At 43.3% G+C, this 363-nt stretch carries 2 rRNA genes; both read right to left on the bottom strand.

The annotated features are described in order from the left end of the window. Window positions 1–116: ribosomal RNA gene (gene rrf / locus AC1DEF_RS29400) — 5S ribosomal RNA — on the bottom strand. Between the two features lie 108 nt (window positions 117–224). Next, a 23S ribosomal RNA gene (locus AC1DEF_RS29395) occupies window positions 225–363 on the bottom strand; the annotation flags it as partial.

Below are 363 nucleotides of genomic sequence, written 5' to 3'. Positions count from 1 at the left end.
GCCTGGCAACGTCCTACTCTCACAGGGACAAAGTCCCAACTACCATTGGCGCTAAAGAGCTTAACTTCCGTGTTCGGTATGGGAACGGGTGTGACCTCTTCGCTATCGCCACCAGACATATTATATTATACATGATTTGATAAAGAAAGCAAGACTTTTTTAAAAAGTTTTGTTCTCTCAAAACTAGGTAACAGTTTACTGAGTAAAGCTTACGCTTTTAAAGTTTGGTTAAGTCCTCGATCGATTAGTATCAGTCAGCTACACATGTCGCCACGCTTCCACCTCTGACCTATCAACCTGATCATCTTTCAGGGATCTTACTAGCTTGCGCTATGGGAAATCTCATCTTGAGGGGGGCTTCAT

The organism is Priestia sp. 10L35 (assembly GCF_056395685.1).
The sequence above is the reverse complement of the archived record's forward strand: the minus strand, read 5'-3'. Positions and strand labels throughout refer to the sequence as shown.